We start from the raw sequence: 17,417 nt of genomic DNA on the forward strand, positions 1-17,417 counted from the left end.
TCCTCTCCTCATCATGCCCGTCCGACGGCTTGCTGCCGTTCAGGGGACATCTTCCAATGCGCGTATGGCCTCCATTGCAGGCGATGCGGGTGCTGCGACCGGCCGGCCTTTCGCGAGCACCTGGATGCAGTCGGGACTCCCGCCGACGAGAGCGCTGACATCCTCGCAATCGGTGACGACAAGGTCCGCCCAGGCGCCCTCGCGGATGCCGTAGTCGGTCAGATTCATCATGCGTGCCGGTATTGCGGTGATCATGTCATAGGCGGTGGCGAGCTCGTCGCCCCGCAGATGCCCGGCAAGCAGCGTCCAGCGCGCGATCTCGAGCATGTCGCCCGAGCCGGTCGGCACGAACGGGTCCTGGATATTGTCGGATGCGGTCGCGATGGCCACCCCCGCGCGGATCAGTTCGGCGACGCGCGTCAGACCGCGGGGCGGCAACATGTCGTGGCTGCGGCCCTGCAGGTAGAGATTGGCCGCAGGCAGTGTCACGACCGCGATGTCGAGATCGATCATCTGGTCGCGTATGCGCTCGAATTCCTTCCTCGGCAGCGCGCTCAGGACGGATGCGTGCCCGAGGACGGTGCGCCCCTGCAGGCCAAATCTCCGGACCCGCTCGAACACGGCGTCGAAAAGCGGCCGTTCGGGGTTCAGGTGTTCGTCGAGATGCAGATCGATGGGTCGGCCATGCCGCTCGGCCGCGGCGAAGAGGATGTCGAGATACCGCATCGGGTCCTCGGCGACCGCCGGGGTGCCCCCGACCGCGTCGGCCTGTTCGACCGCGGCATCGATGTTCTTCTCCAGCCATTCGATATCCTGATTGGGATGCGGCGTCATGAAAGCGACGAGCTGCAGCGTCAGCCGGTCCGCCCATTCGGATCTCAGCCGGGCCAAGGCGTTGATGCCGTTGAAGCCGGCATCCTTGTCGACATTGATGTGGCTGCGGATCGCCGTGGTGCCGCGGGCAAGGCAGCGTTCCATGGTCCGCGCCGCACGTCGCGTCACGTCGTCTTCCGGCGCCTGGCGGGCATATCTGGCGAATGCCTCCCGCGCTCCCTGCAAGGTTCCCGAGGGATTGGGCGTGAATTTGAGGACGCCTGTCTTGTCCAGATGCTGGTGGACGTCGACGAAGCCCGGCGAGACGAGCGCGCCGCGGAGATCGACGCCGATCACATCCGGGCCCACTTCCAGGCGATGGCCGATGCTGGCGATGCGCCCGTCTTCCCCGACGAGGATATCGCGTTCATCGCCTGCCGCGGCTTCGCCGGCAATCCGGCAGCCACGCAGGAGAAGTGCACTGCGGGCGCCGCCATGACGGGTTCCGAGAACCGTATGCATCGAGTGACTCCATTCCATTCCGTCTGACCCGTTCAGTCTGGGCCATTCCAGCTGGATGGAGACTAAGAAGCGGCGATTATTGAGGCAATTTCATAATAGATATATATTGTTTCGGTTTTCTCATGAATGTTCCCACGGCGCCGAATCCGTCAGTGTAGAGCGCGACATCAATAGAAACAACATAATATATTACCATTCATACGCGTTGGCACCTGCCAGGAAAAATGTATTATAGACTACAAATCAGGTGTTTCTGCGGGGAAGCGATCTGCAGAAATTCCGGAAGTGATTTAATTTTAGCAAATTTGTGTATGGTGGTTCGCCAGAAGCCACGAGGAAAGCGTGCGTTTCGCGAATAAAACACTATTAATCCATACATTAACGCGTTGAAATCGCGCGATAATACATAACGTTGACATCCAGTCACCCAAGTATAGATTGTTGACAATCTAATCTGGAGTGTTTCGGATGGCCGCGTCGCCCTTTCTCAGGAGTGCTAGATACGGTCCCCCTGCCGGGGCCGCGATGAGCGGGCCGGAGGCCGAGCAACGTGTCGTCCAGGTCATCGTCGAGGCGATAATGCATCATCGGGTGGCCCCCGGCGCCAGACTGATCGAGCGCGAGCTGGCGATCGCCTCCGGCGCCAGCAGGTCTGCCATACGCAACGGGCTCATGCGGCTGGCGCATGCGGGGCTGGTGGAACTCAGCCCCAACAAGGGAGCGTCCATCGCCATGTGTTCGCCCGACGAAGCGCGGCAGATATTCGACGCGCGCATCGTGATCGAGACAGCGACGGTCGAGAAGCTCGCCGGCACGATCGGCGAGACGGAGCGTGCGCGCCTGCGGTCGTTCGTGGAGGACGAACGCAACGCCTATGAAGAGGGCCGCATGGAAGAAGCCCGGCATCTGTCCCGGCGGTTCCATCTGCTTCTGGCGGAAATGGCCGGCAACGACGTGCTGACGGGGGTGATACGCGATCTCATCAACCGCCAGCCGCTGCTCTCCTGGTCGAGGCCGGATACCGAGCCGCGATTCTGCGGCAATCACGCGCATTCCGAGATCGTCGAAGCGATAGCGAGCGGAGACGGCGAAAGGGCCGCCCGCCTCAATATGGAGCACCTTCGGGCCTTGGAACGTGAACTGGTGGCCGATCGCGCCGCGGCCATGCAGGCGTTTCGCTCCGTTCAGGCCAACGCCGCGTCCGGCGAAAGCGCACAACGGGAGGATGGTGACGCCGGTATCGATTGAATCAAGTGCGGAACGCGGCGGCGTACCGCTGTTTTTGGGAGGAGGAATGCATGAAACCGTTCGAATATTACGAGCCGGCGAGCCTGGCGGAGGCCAGCGATCTGCTGAGGCGGCTCGGCAAGGATGCCAGCATCATCGCGGGCGGCACCGATCTGCTCGTCGAGATGAAGGAGGAGCTTCGCAGCGTCCTTCATCTCGTCAACATCAAGAAGATCCCGAACCTGAGGGATTTTACGTATGATCCGGCCGCCGGGCTTCGCTTTGGCGCGCTGGTGACGGTCCGGGAGATAGAGACCTCGCCGCACGTCATCGGCAACTATCCGAACCTCGCCAAGGCGGTAAGCCTCCTCGGCTCGGTACAGGTGCGCAACCGGGCAACCATTGTCGGCAACATCTGTCGCGCCTCCCCCTCGGCCGACACGATCCCGCCCCTGATCGCCGACGGCGCCAGCCTGTCCGTCTATAATGGAGGCACCGAGCGGACGATTCTGCTCGAGGACTTCTTCACCGGTCCCGGCCGGACGGTTCTTTCGCCCGGAGATATCGTAACCGGCATATCCCTGCCGGCGCCCCGCCCGACGAGCGGCCGCGCCTACATCAAGCACGGCCGCCGCAAGGCGATGGAACTCGCGACCGTCGGCGTTGCCGTCAGCATCGAGCATGTCGCCGGACAATGTTCGGACATCCGCATCGCGCTCGGCGCCGTGGCGCCGACCGTGATCCGCGCCCGCAGGACCGAGGACCTTATCAGGGGACGCAGGATCGACGCGGCACTGCTGGCCGAAGCTGCGGAAAGCGCAATGCAAGAAGCCACTCCCATCGGCAATGTGCGGGCAAGTGCGGCCTACCGCCGCGACATGGTCGGCGTGCTGACGCGCCGGGCAATCGGTTACGCCATGGGAGGTGCCCAATGAACCGGCTCGTCTCGATGACGGTCAATGGCGAGACCCGTGAACTCGCGGTCGTTCCCAACCGCACGCTGCTCGATGCGCTACGCAACGAAGGCAGTCTCACCGGAACCAAGAAAGGCTGCGACGTCGGCGACTGCGGTGCCTGCACGGTCATCATGGACGGAAGGCCGGTCAATGCCTGTCTGGTGCTCGCCATCGAGGCCGAAGGTGCGACAATCGAGACCATCGAAGGCCTGCAGCCGGCCTATGACCAGCCGCACCTCCTGCAACAGAAATTCATGGAGCACGGCGGTGCGCAGTGCGGCTTCTGCACGCCGGGCATCATCATGATGGCCAAGGCGCTGCTCGACGAAAACCCGGACCCGAGCGAGGACGAAATCCGCTTCGCTCTGGCCGGCAATATCTGCCGCTGCACCGGCTACACCAAGATCATCGACGCTGTTCGGGCCACGGCCGAGGAACTGAGAAAGGCGGGGACGCTATGAACACATATGAAAGGATCGACAGAGACCTGTCCGACCGGGACTTCACCGTCGTGGGCAAGAGCGTCAAGCGTTCCGATACTCTGGAGAAGGTCACGGGGACGGCCAGATATGCAGGCGACGTCGCCTTGCCCGGCATGCTCCACGCCAAGATGAAGCGCAGCAACATCGCGCATGCGCGCATCAGGAGCATCGACACGAGCAAGGCGCTGGCGCTCAAGGGCGTCAAGGCGGTGCTGACGCACGAGGACGTGCCGCGCGTTTTGCATGCGGGCTCACCGCATCCGCGCTCGGCATCCGTTACCAAGGATCAGTACATCCTGGATGACAGGGTGCGATATTGGGGCGAGGGCGTCGCCGCAGTCGCTGCCGTCAGCGAGGAAATCGCTGAGCGCGCGGTCGCGCTCATCGAGGTCGAGTACGAGCCCTTGCCCGGCCTCTTCACCATCGAAGCCGCATCGGTGCCCGGCGCTCCGCCGATCCATGAGAATGGTGTCGACCGGAACCAGGTGTTGCCGCCGGTCTTCGTCACCCGCGGCGACGTCGACAGGGGTTTCGCCGAAGCGGATCTGATCCTCGAGCGCGAATACGATCTCGGCCGCCCGACACCGGCCTATATGGAGCCCAATGTCTGTGTCAGCCAGTGGGACGGCAACGGCAAGCTCACCATGTGGACCTCGACCCAGAGCGCATTCATGGTCCGCGGCACGCTTGCCGAAGTGCTCGGCGTGCCGCTGAACAAGGTACGCGTTATCGTCGATCACATGGGCGGCGGCTTCGGCGCGAAGCAGGATCTGTTTCAGAACGAGTTCCTCTGCGCCCTGCTCGCGCGACAGACGGGGCGTCCGGTCAAGATGGAGTTCAGCCGCAAGGAAACGTTCCTCGGCGGCCGCTCGCGACACCCCGGCAAGATATGGCTGAAGCAGGGCTTCACCAAAGACGGCCGGATCGTCGCACGCGAAGCCAGGGTCACCTTCAACTCCGGCGCCTACGGCTCGCACGGTCCAGGCGTCACCAATGTCGGCACCGCAGCGCTGACCTCGCTCTACCGTTGCGAGAATGTCCGGCTGGAAGGCCGCTGCATCTATACCAATTCGCCGATCGCCGGCGCCTTTCGCGGCTATGGTGTGGTTCAGACCTACTATGCGCTCGACCTCATGATGGACGAGGCGGCCGAGAAGCTCGGCTTCGACCCGGCCGAGTTCAAGTTGATGAACGCGGTGCGCGAGGGCGACATCGCACCCTCCGGGCATCCGATCGTCGGACACGGCCTCGGGGATTGCATCCGCCGCGTCATGGAGGAGACGAACTGGCACGAATTGCGCAGGCGGGAGAAGCCGGAAACCGTCAAGCGCCGCGGGATCGGGATCGGCTGCGAAATGCACGGATCCAGTGCCTATCCGGGCATCAAGGAACAGGGCAACGCAATCGTGAAGATGAACGAGGACGGAACGGTGACACTGATCACCGGCACCGCCGGCCTCGGCACCGGCGCGCATACAGCCCTTTCGCAGATCGTCGCCGAGGAACTCGGCGTGCCCTTCGAAGCCGTCTCGGTCGTTCAAGGGGACACCGATATCGTCCCCTGGGATATAGGTGCCTTCGCCAGCCACACGACCTATCTCGGCGGACGGGCGGCTCAGCTCGCGGCCGCCGACGTGCGCAGACAAGTGCTCGAACACGCCGCGCCCATGCTCAAGGCCGAGCCCGAGAATCTCGCGATCCGGGACGGTTTCGTGGTCGTTACCAACGGCTCCAACCGCAGCATCCGGCTTTCCGAGGCCGTCGGGCCGCAACGGGGGATGCCGGCGGTGCAACTGGTCGGCGTAGGCACCTACATGCCGACGAAGTCCTACTCCTTCGCCGCCCATTTCGCCGAAGTCGACGTGGACACCGAGACCGGCGAGGTCGCCGTTCTCGAGGTCGTTCCGGTACATGAGATCGGCAGGGTCATCCATCCGATCGCCGCGGCCGGACAGATCGAGGGCGGCATTCAGCAGGGCATCGGCCACACCCTCAGCGAGGATTACGTCATCGACCTTACCGATGGCCGTTCCCTCAATCCGAGCTTCGTCGATTACAAGATGCCCCTGTCGATGGACATGCCGTCCATCCGCACCATCATCCTCGAGACGGCGCCGGATCCCGGCGGTCCCTACGGTGCCAAGGGCGTCGGCGAGGATCCGATCATCGCGATCGGGCCCGCCATCGCCAACGCCATCTACGACGCCATCGGCGTCCGCTTCCACCACTACCCGATAACGCCCGAGCAGGTGTTGAACGCTCTCAAGTCCAAAGCCAACGAAACGAGGCAGTGATGCAGACCAACCATCTTCAGGACAGCAAAATTCCCGTGACCATCCTGACCGGCTTCCTCGGCGCCGGAAAGACAACGCTTCTCAACCACATATTGACGGAACGGCACGGTCACCGCATCGCGGTGATCGAGAACGAGTTCGGCGAGGTGGATGTGGACTCGGATCTCGTGCTCGCCTCCGAGGAAGAAATCTACCAGATGAAGAACGGCTGCATCTGCTGCTTCGTCGATGTGCGCAACGACCTGATCGAGGTTCTGCAGAAGCTGCTTGCCCGAAAGGACAAGTTCGACCACATCCTTGTCGAGACCAGCGGGCTTGCCGATCCGACCCCCGTCGCGACGGCTTTCTTCATCGATGACGAAATCGGCAAGCACGTAACGTTGGACGGCATCGTGACGCTGGTCGATGCCAAGCACATCGGCCAGCATATTGACGATCCCGTGCTCGATGGGCGCGACAACCAGGCTGTCGACCAGATCGTCGCCGCCGACCGCATCATCATCAACAAGATCGACCTCGTGTCGGAAGTAGAGATCGCTCCGCTCGAGCGCGGCATGCGCAAGCTCAACCAGACGGCCGAAATCGTGCGCTCGAGCTACGGCAGGGTGGATCTGTCGAGCATTCTCGGCATTTCCGGCTTCGCGCCGTCCTACGTGGCCGAACGGGCCAAGCTGCTCGACCTCGATCATCATCACCACCACGATCATCACCACCATCACCATCACCTGCATGACGCGACGGTCAGCTCGGAATCCTTCGTCTTCGACCGGCCTTTCGACCAGGGCCGCCTGACGGACTACCTCTCGGGCCTGCTTCGGGAGGAAGGCGACGACATCTTCCGAACCAAAGGCATCATAGCGATTGCCGGCGATCCTCGTTTCTTCGTGCTCCAGGCGGTGCACAAGCTGATGGACTTCCGTCCGGACCATGTCTGGGGGAAGGACATGCCTTATACGAAGCTGGTCTTCATCGGTCGCAACCTCGACCGGGCGGCGCTGGAAAGAGGACTGGAGCGTTGCCTCGCCTCGGCGGGCGATACGGACAATTGATCCGGGGGAATGACGAGAACCCGCCGAGGCTGGGAGGTTTCGGCGGATTTGTCGTGTTTGAGCGGGATTAGCGAATCCCAGTGGACGCAGCCGGATCGAAAAAGGCGAGGAGCACCCCCTTTGCCTTGCCGGGCAGAGGGGGGTGTCGCCACCCGCCTTTGATGGACCTTGCATAAAACCGCACCGCCCCCGGCCTGGCCGGGGGCGGTGCATGTTGTGCATTCACTTCCGGCTGCGCCTAGCCGGGATGCCGCATGGCGCCCTCACCGAGCAAATCCGGCTGCACCTCCTCGCGCGGAGGAACGCCGTTGAAGAGCAGGTTGAGCAGCACCGCCGAGAAGGTTCCGACGAGAACGCCGCTGTGGAAGAACCGGTCGATGAACTCCGGCAGCTGGGCGAAGATCTTGTCCGCGACCACCGGGATCATCGCGAGGCCGACGCTGACGGCGACGATGTAGAGGTTGCGGCGGTTGTCCACGAAGTTGACGCGGGCGAGGATCTTGACGCCCGTCGCCGAGACCATGCCGAACATCACGATCGCGGCGCCCCCGACGACATAGCTCGGTATCGACGCGGTAATGAATGCGATCTTCGGCAGGCAGCCCAGAAGGATCAGCACCACGCCGCCCGCGGCAACCGCCCAGCGGCTCATCACACCGGTGATCTGGAGCAGGCCCACATTCTGGGCATATGTGGTGTATGTGAAGGTGTTGAAGATTCCGCCGATAATGTTCCCGAGGCCATCCGTGCGCAGTCCGCGCGCCAGGTCGGCCTCGCTGATCGTGCGGCCTGCCATGTCGCCGACGGCCAGGATCTGACCGGTCGCTTCGATCATCATGACGATCATGACCGTGCAGAGCGCAACCGTCGCCCACAGGTCGAATATCGGCATGCCGAAGGCGAACGGCGTCACCACCGTGACCCAGCTCGCATCGGCGACCCCCTGGAAATCTACCTTTCCGAAAGCGACAGCGATCGCAAATCCGATCCCTATGCCGAACAGAACGGCGAGGTTTGCGAGAAATCCCTTGAGAAAGCGGGTCATCAGGAGAATGGAGACCAGCACGATCGCAGCGACCGCGAGAGCGAAGGGCTCACCGTAGGCCGGATTGGGAATGAGCCCGTCGGGCCCTTTTATCATGGGCTGTCCGCCCGCCGCCCAGTTTACTCCGACCCGCATCAGCGACAAGCCGATGACCAGCATCACCGTTCCGGTCACCACCGCGGGGAAGAAGCGAACCCAGCGGCTGAAATAGGGGGCGGCCAGAAGTGTGAACACGCCGGATGCGATCACCGCACCAAGAACGCCGGGCATTCCGAGGTCCGGATCCGTGCCCGTGGCGATGATCGGGGGAACCGCAGTAAAGCCGATGCCCATCATGATCGGCAGGCGCGCGCCGACGTTCCAGATGCCGAGACACTGGATGAGGGTGACGATACCGCAGCAGAAAAGATCCGCGCTGATCAGCATGGCGATCTGATCCTTGGAGAGATTCAGCGCGCTGCCGATGATCAGGGGAACCGCGATGGCACCGGCATACATCACCAGGACATGCTGCAGGCCGAGCGCCGCCAGTTTCGGCGCGGGAAACATTGCTTCGATAGCATCGCACTTCGAGTCCGTATTCATTTCGCTCCTCCCATTGTTTTTCCAAGAGCCTTCCGCCGAACCCCGACCCTCCTCCGGCCGATGAACGGGCGGTATTCCTCACCTCATCTTCACCTCGACATCTTCACGTCGAGTGTCAGGGACGGCAGCGCGCCGCCCGCTCCATCGATGTGCGAGCCCTGTATCGATATCGAACAGATCGAGGACGCGGGCTACGGTGTGATTGACCATCTCGTCGAGCGTCTGCGGACGGGCATAGAAGGCCGGGACGGGGGGACAGATGATCGCCCCCGCCTCCGTCGCCTGGGCCATCGAACGAATATGGCCGATATGCAATGGCGTCTCGCGCAGCATGAGAACCAGCCGGCGGCGTTCCTTCAGTGTTACATCCGCCGCCCGGGACAGTAAGCCGGAGGTTACGCCGGTCGCGATTTCCGACAGGGTCTTGATCGAGCAGGGTGCAACGATCATCCCGAGCGTGCGGAAAGAACCGCTGGAGCACGAAGCGCCGATGTCCTTGTTGGAATGGACGCAGGCGGCGAGGGCTTCGACGTCGGCGACCTTGAAGTCCGTTTCCATCGCCAGCGTGATCTGGGCGGCACGGCTCATCACCAGATGCGTCTCGATGTCCAGATCCCGCAGGATCTCCAGGAGCCGGATGCCGTATATCACGCCGGAGGCGCCGCTGATGCCGACGATGATCCGCTTTCTCTGTTCCCGGTCCGCCTTCATCGCTCTCACCTCCAAGCGCCGCTATTCAGTCCAAGGACGGCCGAGTTTCGCGAGAATCGCCGAAGCGCGGTCGAAGGCGGCCTCGTCGATCCTGGCGAGCACGCCGTGAAAATCAGGCCCGCGGGTCGCGTCGAGGCCCATACGGGACGTCGTACCGATACCGGATGCCGAAGGATCGAGCGCGTTGCCGGGCAGTCCTTCGATGATGACGACATCCTTGTGCGGCTGGAAATGGGCGGACATGGCCCAAAGCACGTCGGAGTCCCGCGTGATGTCGACATCGGCATCGACTGCGATGACCGTCTTCAGATAGGCGTCCCAGCCGAGCAGCCCGAGCATGATCTGGCGGGCCTCGCCGGGCCTCGTCTGGTTGAGGGCGACATAGGCATGAAAATGCGTGCCGGATGCCGGATAGTGCACCGCCGTCACGCTCGGGAAGCGTTGCTTCAGCTTTTCCACCATCTCCGCCTCACGCGGAACACGGCCGAGATTGAGGTGTTCGGACGAGTTGCCGCCGGCAACGCTGACCAGGATTGCGTCCTTGCGGCGCAGGAAGGTCTCGACGCGAAACAGATTGTTCGTCGACCGGTCGGACGAGTAGCCGGTGAACTCTCCGAAGGGCCCCTCGGCAACCTGCGCTTCGGGCTCGATCACCCCTTCCAGGACGATTTCGGCATAGGCCGGAACCCGGATGCCGTATTTCGGCGTCCGTACCACCTTGAGCGGCTCGCCGATGAGGCCGCCGGCGACGTCGCGCTCGTCTTCACCGAACGCCAGGCGCGCCGAGGCTGCGATCATGAAGAGGGGATGTGCGCCGATGACCATGGCGACCTTCAGTTTCTCGCCGCGGTCCTTGGCCATGTTGAGCAGCCGCCACAGATGTCCGCGCGAATGCAGGCTCGTCGCCAGCTCGTTCTTCGAATGGATCATCGCGCGGTGATAGCTGAGATTGCCGGCGCCGGTTTCGGGATGCTCGGCGATGATTATGCCGCTGGTGATGTATTTCGCCCTGTCGGTCGCGAAGTGCTTCAGCATCGGCAGGGTGCCGAGGTCGATGTCGTGCTCCTCCACGCATTCGGTGACCGGTCCGCCGTCGACCAGCCGCGGCGGCAGGGCTTGCCGCGAGCGTGCCTGATAGGCTTCGTGCAGCCGGTCCTGGGAGGTCCCGAACATCCGGGCGATCCGCTCGCGCGATCCGAAGGTGTTGGCAATCACTTCGCCGCCGACGCCTTCGACGTTGCGGAAATGCAGGAGCGGCGCCCGGCCTTGCTGGTTGAGCTTCCAGATGAACGCCGACGCGTCCTGATCGTCCGTGATACGGTCTTCGATGGTGAGTACGTCTTCGGGATACGCCTTCTGGTATTCCCGGAGAAAGTAGCGGACGTCCTGGCTGCCGAACTCCATAATACTGCCCTTCGCGGTGTCGTTTACTTCACATGAGCGGGCAGCGGCCTTGGAGGGAGCCGCTGCCCTGGAGCGGGATGAGGAAAATGCGGGCGATGTTCCGCCCGAATCCCGCTCTGACTTTTGGATCGGCCAGGGCCGATCAGGCGGGAGTAGGCTGGCGCTCCTCACGTCTCAGACCCGCATAGGTATCGGTCAGGCGCGCCTGAGCTTCCTCGAGATTGCGTGGCGGAGGGGTCGGGTCGATGCCGACGAGCTTGGCGATGTTGTTGCCGAGATAGCCCTCGAGATCGTCTTCGGAAAGGCCGAGGCCGTGGGGCGGTTCGTGGCAGAGAACCTCGAGCTCTCGCAGCCACATGCCGGGCTCGTTCGGCGGCGAGTCCGTACCGAAGACGATCTTGTGTTTCGGCAGCTCTTTCGCGAATTCGACGATGCGGGATTGGAAGCACCAACCGGACTCGCAGTAGACGTTGGGTGTGTCCATCGCCATCCAGAAGGACTCGAACGAGTAGTTGCCCCCGGTCTGGATCCCGAAATGCCCGATAATGAAATTGACCATCGGGAACTCGCGAATGATCGGATAGAACATCGTCGGAATGGTGTAGGGCCCATCACCAGTGTGGATGAGCACGACCACTCCCAGTTCCGCACACTTCTTCATCGCCGGGCGCAGCCAGTCGAGGGCCCGGTCGGGCCGGTAACCATGCATGTTGGCATGCAGCTTCAGCATCTTGAAGCCGTATTCCTTGACATGGAATTCGAGCTCGGCCGCGCCGTTTTCCGGCCCCCAGCGGGGATTGTAGTTGAAGTTGCCGATGAAGCGGTCCGGGTATTTCTGGCAAAGTTCGGCGATATACGCCATGTAATCGCGGATGCCTTCGCGGCCCATGCGGTTGCCGTCGCGATAGCCTGTATTGCCGGGCGGCGGCTGGATGAAGCCCATGTCGATCCGGCGAGGCTTGCCGTTGATCATATAGGGTCCGTCCATCAGCTTCAGCATGCGCTCGCCGTTGAAGGGCGTGCCGGTGTGGCGCCATGCCTCGTCGACCAGATTGGTCGGGTGGAGGTGGGTATCGATGATCATGCTATTTCTCCGATTTCATGAAACGCGCGTGCGGAAGGCTCATGCCGGCTGAAGGCTGGCATGGGTGCCGTTGAGGCGCGCCTGCGCCTCCTCCACGCTGCGTGGCGGCGGCGTCGGATCGAGACCGATCATCCGGGCGATGTTGTTGCCGAGGTAGTCCTCGAGCGTATCCTCGTCGAGGTTCAGCCCCTGGGGCGGCTCGTGGCACAGCACCTCGAGAAGGCGCAGCCACATACCCGGCTCGTTCGGGGGCGTGTCGGTGCCGAACAGGATCTTGTGCTTGGGCAGTTCCTTGGCGAATTCGACGATGCGCGACTGCAGGCACCAGCCGGATTCGACATAGATGTTCGGCGCATCCATCGCCATCTGGAACGGCTCGAAGACATAGACGCCGCCCGTCTGCACGCCGAAATGGCCGAGGACGAAATTGACCGACGGAAACTCTCGGATGATCGGATAGAATTCGGTCGGGATGCTGTACGGTCCGTCGCCGGTATGCACCTTCACGATGAGGCCGAGGTCGGCGCATTTCCGCATCGCGGGCCGCAGCCAGTCGAGCGCCCGGTCGGGACGGTAGGCATGCATGTTCGCCTGAAGCTGCACCATCTTGAAGCCGTATTCCTTGGCGTGGTGCTCGATTTCTTCGGCGCCGTTCTGCGTGCCGTAGCGGGGATTGTAGACGAAGCAGCCGAGGAAGCGGTCCGGATATTTCTGAACGAGCTCGACGGTGTAGGACATGTAGTCCCGGATCGCCGCCTTGCCGGTGAGATCGCCGTAACCGTCGGTGTAAATGGTGTTGCCCTGCGGGGGCTGGATGAAAGCTTTGTCGATGCGGCGCGGCTTCCCGTTCACATAATAAGGGCCGTCCATCATCTTGAGGAGGCGCTCACCTGTAAAAGGCTCGCCATCGTGCCGCCAGGCCAGATCCACAATCTTGGTCGGGTAGCAGCTAATGTCGATAATCATCAGTCTCTCCAGAGTTGCCGTCAATCCAATTCACGGATTGTCCATGAGCGAAGCGCCCCGGAGTTCGACGTCAACTTTGCTGAAGGCGAGGTCAGAAAGATCCGTCGGGCTGCGGTCTGCGCGATCGCATGTCAGCAATTCCCGACCGGATGTTGTATCGTGAGATACTAACGCGGCTGACCGCTTCTACTGACGTGGAGAATATTAAGACAGCTTAGAGGGAATGAAAAGTACATTTCATCAAACTGATCAATTAATAAATAATTCGAAAGAATTCATTCTGTGAGCGGTTGCTCAGCGGAGTACAGGCATTGGACGACACCGCAAAAGAAAACGCAGAGTTTCCCGCTGCAGCCGGAATCCTCCTCGGCCTCGGTCTCGGGGGCTTCTTCGACGGCATCGTTCTGCATCAGGTGCTGCAGTGGCATCACATGCTGAGCAGCGCAGGCTTTCCACCGGACAGCCTGGAAAACCTGAGACTGAATACGTTCTTTGACGGCCTCTTCCATATGGGCACATACGTTTTCGTCGTGCTGGGCCTGATCGTTCTGTGGCGCAGGGGGCGGCGGAGACCCCTGCTTTGGTCGGCAAAGCTTATTGCCGGTACCTTCCTCATCGGGTTTGGCGGCTTCAACCTGATCGAGGGCACCGTCAACCACCAGATTCTCGGCCTGCATCATGTCAACGAGACCGTGCCGCGCGATCAGTGGGTCTACTGGGACACAGGCTTTCTTCTCTGGGGAGCCTTGATGCTGATTGCCGGGTGGGTCCTGTACCGGTCCGGTAAACGAGACCTTTCGAGATGAATGGGGTGGGGAACCGCTCTCACAGCAGCCGGTGCCGCACCAGAATTTCCCGGATTTTTGCGTCCTGCTCCTCGCTCGGAAGCAGTGCCGGCTGGCGGGAGGCGCCGACGGAGGGATCCTGCAGGTAGAGCGAGCGCTTGACGAGGGCCGGCGGGAAGCCGAGGGCGTAAAGCTCGGTGCGGAAGGCGGTGTAGATTGCCTGCTGGCGTTCCGCCTCCGCAATGTTCCCGCTGTTGAACGCGCTGAGAATGCCGGCGAGCACCTCCGGCATGGCATTGCCGAGGCCGGAAATGCAGCCGGCCGCACCGTTCTGCAGCGACCAGAGAACCAGATGGTCGGGGCCGGAATAGACTTCGAAGCCCGGCACGTCGCGCGCTACCTGCAGATAGGCCTCGAGCGTATCCTGCGCACCGCCGGAATCCTTGATCCCGGCGATATTGCCGTGCGCGGAAAGCTTCAACGCCGTCTCCGGCTCGATATGGTTCTGGGTGCGGGAGGGAATGTCATAGAGATAGACGGGGGTCTCCACGGCATCGGCGACCGTCGAGAAGTGCCGGATCAGGCCGTCCTGCGTACAGGCGATGAAGAAGGGGGTGATGACGGCGATGCCGCTGACGCCGATGCGGTCGAAGGCGCGCGCAAGCTGCAGCGTCTCGAAAGTCGCGGGCATGCCGGCATTGACGATGACATCGACGCGGCCGCCGACCTCGTCGACCACTTCCTCGGTGAGGCGGATCTTCTCCTCGTGCGTGAGCGCGGTGAAGTCGCCATTGGTGCCGGCGCACATGATATTGTTGCCGGCGGCGACCTGCCGGCGTACCTGGGCGCGGGTCGCCTCGTAATTGATGGTTTCGTCCTCGTTGAAGCAGGTGACGAGGGCGACGAAGGCTTTCTTGGACATCAGCGACTCCGCTTTGGGATAAGAGTGTCGGCAACCTCGGCCGGCACCGATGCGAGGTGGCCGGCCTTTGCATCCGGATCGGGACTGAGGCTGGCCGCGAGAAGGGCGCGGGTATAGGCCTGCCGCGGCGTATCGAAGACCTCGCGGACGGTGCCGAGCTCGACGACCTCTCCCTGCTGCATGACCATGACGTAATCGGCGAAATCGCGAACGACCGGCAGGTCATGGGCGATGAAGATGAAGGCGATCCCCATCTCGCGGCGCAGCCTGTCGAGAAGCTCGATCACCTGCGCCTGGACGGAGACGTCGAGCGCGGAAACGGCCTCGTCGCAGATGATCAGCTGCGGCTCGAGCGCAAGCGCCCGGGCAATGGCGATGCGCTGCCGCTGGCCGCCTGAAAACTGGTGCGGATAGCGGCTCATGTGCTCGGCCGAAAGACCGACCTGCACCAGGAGCTCCGCGACGCGTTCACGCCACTTTGCCTTGGGCAGGATGTCCGGATGGATGACCCATGCCTCGGAGATCAGCTGGTAGACCGTCATGCGCGGGTTGAGCGACTGGGTCGGGTCCTGGAACACCATCTGGAGGTCGCGCCTGAGCTTGTAGAGCTCTGCCGGCGACAGCGTGAACAGGTCGCGGCCCTTCCAGAGCGCCGTGCCGCCATCCGGCTCGTCGAGACGCAAAAGGGCCCGGGCAAGCGTCGATTTGCCGGAGCCGCTCTCTCCGACGACAGCCATGGTCTCGCCGGGCATCAGATCGAAGGAGATGCCCTTCAGCGCTTCGAAGGAGCCGTAGGTCTTGCGCACGTCGCGCACGCTGAGCAGGGGTTCGGCGCGCGCGCCGGGTTCGTGCATCGCGCCCTTGCCCGGGGCGGCGGCGATGAGCTTCTGCGTATAGGGATGCTGCGGGTTCTTGTAGATCTCGCGCACGGTTCCCGCTTCGACGATGGCGCCCTTTTCCATCACGACGACCCGGTCGGCGATCTCGGAGACGACGCCGAGATCGTGGGTGATGATCAGCACCGCCATGCCCGTTTCGCGCTGCAGCTCCTTCAGAAGCTTCAGCACTTCGGCCTGCACGGTCACGTCGAGCGCGGTGGTCGGTTCGTCGGCGATCAGGAGGTCCGGCCGGAGCGCCAGCGCCATGGCGATCATGACGCGCTGGCGCTGACCGCCGGAGAATTCGTGCGGATATTTGCGCATTGCCCGCTCGGGCTCGGGGATTCCGACGCGGCGAAGGAGCCGCAGCGCCTCTTCGCGCGCCTTGCTGCCGGCGAGCCCGTGAGTTGTCATGGCTTCGGAGATCTGCCAGCCGACGCTGTAGACCGGATTGAGATGGCTGAGCGGATCCTGAAAGATCATGGCGACCCGGCGGCCGTTGACCTCGCGCCGTTCCTCGGCAGGCATCGTCAGCAGGTCCCTGCCGTCGAGCAGGATTTCGCCGGCGCTGATGCGGCCCGGCGGCATGTCGATGAGGTTCATGATCGCCGAGGAGGAGACGGACTTGCCGGAACCGCTTTCGCCGAGGATCGCCAGCGTTTCGCCTTTGTCAAGGTGATAGGAGATCGACTTCACCGCATGGACCACGCCGGCCGCGGTGTGGAATTCGACGGAGAGGTTACGGACCTCGAGCAGATGTTCAGCCATTTTTGCCGCCCTTCATTTCGAGACGCCAGCGCTGTACCGGATCGAGCGCGATCCGCATCCAGTTCGACAGCAGGTTGAGCGACATGGTGGTGAGAATGATGGCAAGGCCGGGCCAGAAGGAGAGCCACCAGGCATTGGTGAGATATTGCCGGCCCTGCGAGATCATCAGGCCCCAGGTGATTTCCGGCGGCTGGATGCCGATGCCGAGGAAGGACAGCGCGCTCTCCGCCAGCATGACATAGGCGAAATCGAGCGTGGCGAGCGTCGTCAGCGTCGGCAGCACGACCGGCAGGATGTGCCGGAAGAGGATGCGCTTGCTGGAGGCGCCCATGACCCGGGCAGCCTGCACGAACATGCGTTCGCGGATCTCGAGCACTTCGGCGCGCGTGGTGCGCAGATAGACCGGAATGCGGGTGATGGCGAGCACCAGCATGAGGTTGAGGATCGAGGAGCCGAGCACATAGAGTACGATCACCGCGATCAGCAGAGACGGGAAGGACATGATCACGTCGGCGAGACGCATGATGATCTGGCTCATGCGTGGCGAGGAAAAGCCGGCGATGAGGCCGAGAACGGTGCCGATCACCGAGGAGAGGATCACGGCGCCGGCGGCGACCATCAGGGTGTTCTGAGCGGCCACGATGATGCGGGCGAAGAGCGGACGGCCGAGCGCGTCGGCCCCCATCCACCAGACCCAGGTGCGGGTCCAGTCGAATGGCGGCAGGTTGCGGCCGCGCAGGTTCTGCTTCGTGGCGAGGTCGCCCAGCCAGGGCGGGCCGATGATGGCTATGGTGAGAATGACGAGAAGGAAGATCGCCGCGCAAAGCGCGAACTTGTCCGCCAGCAGCATGCGCATCATGCGGACCGGGAAGGACGGCTCTGCGATGATGACATTGTCGGTGGATGCCAGGGTCATGGTCGGTTGT

The 17,417-nt window shown here is 62.7% G+C and carries 15 protein-coding genes; 6 read left to right on the forward strand and 9 right to left on the reverse strand.

Annotated features, from left to right (window positions below; translation table 11 throughout):
* Nucleotides 1-39 precede the first annotated feature (39 nt).
* Nucleotides 40-1,335, reverse strand: a complete 1,296-nt coding sequence (locus tag PZL22_RS04510) for an amidohydrolase family protein (protein WP_284718187.1) — start codon at nucleotides 1,333-1,335, stop codon at nucleotides 40-42.
* Between the two features lie 468 nt (nucleotides 1,336-1,803).
* Here PZL22_RS04510 and PZL22_RS04515 point away from each other — a divergent pair, with 468 nt between their 5' ends.
* Genes PZL22_RS04515 through PZL22_RS04535 form a run of 5 tightly spaced genes read left to right on the forward strand, consistent with a single transcriptional unit; the run spans nucleotide 1,804 to nucleotide 7,343 of the window.
* Nucleotides 1,804-2,583 (forward strand): GntR family transcriptional regulator, encoded by a 780-nt coding sequence (locus tag PZL22_RS04515; RefSeq protein WP_284718188.1) that lies wholly within the window; start codon nucleotides 1,804-1,806, stop codon nucleotides 2,581-2,583.
* A 50-nt stretch (nucleotides 2,584-2,633) separates the two neighbouring features.
* Nucleotides 2,634-3,497, forward strand: coding sequence for an FAD binding domain-containing protein (locus PZL22_RS04520; protein ID WP_003532039.1), 864 nt, complete (start codon nucleotides 2,634-2,636; stop codon nucleotides 3,495-3,497).
* Entirely contained in the window at nucleotides 3,494-3,979 is a 486-nt protein-coding gene (locus tag PZL22_RS04525) for a (2Fe-2S)-binding protein (RefSeq protein ID WP_003532041.1), read from the forward strand. The genes PZL22_RS04520 and PZL22_RS04525 overlap by 4 nt, the downstream gene beginning before the upstream one ends.
* Entirely contained in the window at nucleotides 3,976-6,294 is a 2,319-nt protein-coding gene (locus PZL22_RS04530) for a xanthine dehydrogenase family protein molybdopterin-binding subunit (protein WP_003532043.1), read from the forward strand. The genes PZL22_RS04525 and PZL22_RS04530 overlap by 4 nt, the downstream gene beginning before the upstream one ends.
* Nucleotides 6,294-7,343, forward strand: a complete 1,050-nt coding sequence (locus PZL22_RS04535; RefSeq protein ID WP_003532044.1) for a CobW family GTP-binding protein — start codon at nucleotides 6,294-6,296, stop codon at nucleotides 7,341-7,343. The genes PZL22_RS04530 and PZL22_RS04535 overlap by 1 nt, the downstream gene beginning before the upstream one ends.
* 238 nt (nucleotides 7,344-7,581) lie before the next feature.
* Here the strand turns inward: PZL22_RS04535 and PZL22_RS04540 are convergent, their stop codons facing one another.
* The 5 genes from PZL22_RS04540 to PZL22_RS04560 all read right to left on the reverse strand — a co-directional run bounded on the left by PZL22_RS04540 (nucleotide 7,582) and on the right by PZL22_RS04560 (nucleotide 13,138).
* Nucleotides 7,582-8,973, reverse strand: coding sequence for a nucleobase:cation symporter-2 family protein (locus PZL22_RS04540; RefSeq protein WP_003532045.1), 1,392 nt, complete (start codon nucleotides 8,971-8,973; stop codon nucleotides 7,582-7,584).
* A gap of 78 nt (nucleotides 8,974-9,051) precedes the next feature.
* Nucleotides 9,052-9,684 (reverse strand): UbiX family flavin prenyltransferase, encoded by a 633-nt coding sequence (locus tag PZL22_RS04545; RefSeq protein ID WP_003532046.1) that lies wholly within the window; start codon nucleotides 9,682-9,684, stop codon nucleotides 9,052-9,054.
* A 21-nt stretch (nucleotides 9,685-9,705) separates the two neighbouring features.
* Nucleotides 9,706-11,088, reverse strand: coding sequence for a UbiD family decarboxylase (locus PZL22_RS04550; protein WP_127613921.1), 1,383 nt, complete (start codon nucleotides 11,086-11,088; stop codon nucleotides 9,706-9,708).
* A gap of 142 nt (nucleotides 11,089-11,230) precedes the next feature.
* Nucleotides 11,231-12,172 (reverse strand): amidohydrolase family protein, encoded by a 942-nt coding sequence (locus tag PZL22_RS04555; protein ID WP_003532048.1) that lies wholly within the window; start codon nucleotides 12,170-12,172, stop codon nucleotides 11,231-11,233.
* Nucleotides 12,173-12,211: 39 nt separating this feature from the next.
* A complete protein-coding gene (locus PZL22_RS04560; RefSeq protein WP_003532049.1) occupies nucleotides 12,212-13,138 on the reverse strand; it encodes an amidohydrolase family protein in 927 nt (308 codons plus the stop codon).
* Between the two features lie 311 nt (nucleotides 13,139-13,449).
* Between PZL22_RS04560 and PZL22_RS04565 the strand changes: the two genes are divergently transcribed.
* The gene (locus PZL22_RS04565) at nucleotides 13,450-13,944 is read left to right on the forward strand and encodes a DUF2243 domain-containing protein (protein WP_014530829.1); all 495 of its coding nucleotides are present in this window, start codon (nucleotides 13,450-13,452) and stop codon (nucleotides 13,942-13,944) included.
* A gap of 19 nt (nucleotides 13,945-13,963) precedes the next feature.
* Here the strand turns inward: PZL22_RS04565 and PZL22_RS04570 are convergent, their stop codons facing one another.
* Genes PZL22_RS04570 through PZL22_RS04580 form a run of 3 tightly spaced genes read right to left on the reverse strand, consistent with a single transcriptional unit; the run spans nucleotide 13,964 to nucleotide 17,407 of the window.
* Nucleotides 13,964-14,845 (reverse strand): dihydrodipicolinate synthase family protein, encoded by an 882-nt coding sequence (locus PZL22_RS04570; protein WP_003532051.1) that lies wholly within the window; start codon nucleotides 14,843-14,845, stop codon nucleotides 13,964-13,966.
* A complete protein-coding gene (locus PZL22_RS04575) occupies nucleotides 14,845-16,491 on the reverse strand; it encodes an ABC transporter ATP-binding protein (RefSeq protein ID WP_284718189.1) in 1,647 nt (548 codons plus the stop codon). The genes PZL22_RS04570 and PZL22_RS04575 overlap by 1 nt, the downstream gene beginning before the upstream one ends.
* Complete coding sequence (locus PZL22_RS04580; protein WP_003532053.1) at nucleotides 16,484-17,407, reverse strand: ABC transporter permease; 924 nt, start codon at nucleotides 17,405-17,407, stop codon at nucleotides 16,484-16,486. The genes PZL22_RS04575 and PZL22_RS04580 overlap by 8 nt, the downstream gene beginning before the upstream one ends.
* Nucleotides 17,408-17,417 lie beyond the last annotated feature (10 nt).

The organism is Ensifer meliloti, assembly GCF_030064585.1.
GTDB classification, from domain to species: Bacteria; Pseudomonadota; Alphaproteobacteria; order Rhizobiales; family Rhizobiaceae; genus Sinorhizobium; species Sinorhizobium meliloti.

Coding starts and splice junctions, on each gene's coding strand:
- PZL22_RS04570 (WP_003532051.1), bottom strand. CDS start 14,845: ATGTCCAAGAAAGCCTTCGTCGCCCTCGTCACCTGCTTCAACGAGGAC.
- PZL22_RS04515 (WP_284718188.1), top strand. CDS start 1,804: ATGGCCGCGTCGCCCTTTCTCAGGAGTGCTAGATACGGTCCCCCTGCC.
- PZL22_RS04530 (WP_003532043.1), top strand. CDS start 3,976: ATGAACACATATGAAAGGATCGACAGAGACCTGTCCGACCGGGACTTC.
- PZL22_RS04560 (WP_003532049.1), bottom strand. CDS start 13,138: ATGATTATCGACATTAGCTGCTACCCGACCAAGATTGTGGATCTGGCC.
- PZL22_RS04535 (WP_003532044.1), top strand. CDS start 6,294: ATGCAGACCAACCATCTTCAGGACAGCAAAATTCCCGTGACCATCCTG.
- PZL22_RS04510 (WP_284718187.1), bottom strand. CDS start 1,335: ATGCATACGGTTCTCGGAACCCGTCATGGCGGCGCCCGCAGTGCACTT.
- PZL22_RS04575 (WP_284718189.1), bottom strand. CDS start 16,491: ATGGCTGAACATCTGCTCGAGGTCCGTAACCTCTCCGTCGAATTCCAC.
- PZL22_RS04525 (WP_003532041.1), top strand. CDS start 3,494: ATGAACCGGCTCGTCTCGATGACGGTCAATGGCGAGACCCGTGAACTC.
- PZL22_RS04555 (WP_003532048.1), bottom strand. CDS start 12,172: ATGATCATCGATACCCACCTCCACCCGACCAATCTGGTCGACGAGGCA.
- PZL22_RS04545 (WP_003532046.1), bottom strand. CDS start 9,684: ATGAAGGCGGACCGGGAACAGAGAAAGCGGATCATCGTCGGCATCAGC.
- PZL22_RS04550 (WP_127613921.1), bottom strand. CDS start 11,088: ATGGAGTTCGGCAGCCAGGACGTCCGCTACTTTCTCCGGGAATACCAG.
- PZL22_RS04520 (WP_003532039.1), top strand. CDS start 2,634: ATGAAACCGTTCGAATATTACGAGCCGGCGAGCCTGGCGGAGGCCAGC.
- PZL22_RS04540 (WP_003532045.1), bottom strand. CDS start 8,973: ATGAATACGGACTCGAAGTGCGATGCTATCGAAGCAATGTTTCCCGCG.
- PZL22_RS04580 (WP_003532053.1), bottom strand. CDS start 17,407: ATGACCCTGGCATCCACCGACAATGTCATCATCGCAGAGCCGTCCTTC.